Below are 1579 nucleotides of genomic sequence, written 5' to 3' on the forward strand. Positions count from 1 at the left end.
TGATGACATCGCCAACCTTGGAAGGATCCTGGACAGCCGAGTCGTCTGCGGACTTGTTGAACTCCATCGCCGGCTTCGGGGTCAACGGGGTATCCGTCGTTCCCGGAGGAGGCGTTACAGGAGGACCAACCGGCGGCGTGCCGGTAGTGGTGGCCGCGTTGGCGATGTGCCCGGCGTCGATATCCGCCTGGGTAATGGCGTAAGTAGCCGACGCCGTGACCGTCTGACCCGGGAGCAATTGGCCGGGGGTGCCCGGCCAGTCGTAGCTCAGGGCGGACAATCCGGCCAGCGGATCCGTGATGGACACGTTGGTGAGGTCCACGTTTCCGGTGTTCTTCGCCGTGAAGGTGTACGTGATGACGTCACCAGCCATTGAAGGATCCTGGACAGCCGACGTATCAGCGGTCTTGGTGAACTGCATTGCCGGAGCCGGCGTCAACGGGGTGTCCGTCGTTGCCGGAGGTGGCGTTACCGCAGGACCGGTGGGAGGAGTACCCGTGGAGGTCGCCTCATTCACCACATGGCCGGCGTTGATGTCGGCCTGGGTGATTGCATACGTTGCGGTAGCAATGACAGTTTCACCAGGCAGCAGCGTTCCTGCAGCGCCAGGCCAGACGTACGTCAGCGCGGACAAACCAGCCAGCGGATCCGTGATGGATACGTTGGTCAGTGTCACGTTGCCGGTGTTCTTGGCCGTGAACGTGTAGGTGATCTGGTCACCGACGACGGACGGGCTCTGAACCTCGGAAGCATCAGAGGACTTGGTGAACTCCATGGCCGGACCCGGGGTCAACGGAGTGTCCGTGGTTCCCGGAGGAGGCGTTACCGGAGGACCGGTAGGAGGAGTGCCGGTAGTCGTGGCGCTGTTGGCCACATGGCCGGCATCGATATCAGCCTGAGTGATGCCATAGGCTGCCGAAGCTGTCACCGTTTGGCCTGGAAGCAGCTCGCCCGGAGTACCCGGCCAGGTGTAAGCCAGCGCGGACAACCCAGCCAACGGATCCGTGATGGCCACATTGGTCAGCGTCACGTTGCCGGTGTTCTTGGCCGTGAAGGTGTAGACGATGCGATCGCCCACGGCAGACGGGTCCTGAATACCGGAAGCATCCGCGGACTTGCTGAACTCCATGGCCGGAGCCGGGGTCAACGGAGTATCCGTGGTTCCCGGCGGCGGCGTTACCGGCGGACCGGTAGGAGGAGTGCCCGTGGTCGTGGCCGAGTTGGCGACGTGACCGGCGTCGATATCCGCCTGGGTGATGGCATAGGTTGCCGTAGCTGTCACCGTTTCACCGGGCAACAGAACTCCTGCAGCGCCCGGCCAGGTATACGTCAGTGCCGAGAGGCCGGCCAGCGGATCCGTGATGGAAACATTGGTCAGTGTCACGTTGCCGGTGTTCTTCGACGTGAAGGTGTAGACGATGCTATCGCCCACAACAGACGGGTTCTGAATACCGGAAGCGTCGGCCGATTTGATGAACTCCATGGCCGGAGCCGGGGTCAGCGGGGTATCCGTGTTTCCCGGAGGAGGCGTTACCGGAGGACCAACCGGCGGCGTGCCGGTGGTGGTGGCGCTGTTGGC

At 63.1% G+C, this 1579-nt stretch carries 1 pseudogene; it reads right to left on the reverse strand.

The features are described from left to right. Positions 1-1483: pseudogene (locus ACLRGI_RS17180) on the reverse strand (CLIPPER-2 domain-containing protein); the annotation flags it as partial. Positions 1484-1579: the final 96 nt, after the last annotated feature.

Origin of the sequence: Paenarthrobacter sp. PPS72, from assembly GCF_048537125.1 — a bacterium.
GTDB classification, from domain to species: Bacteria; Actinomycetota; Actinomycetes; order Actinomycetales; family Micrococcaceae; genus Arthrobacter; species Arthrobacter nitroguajacolicus_E.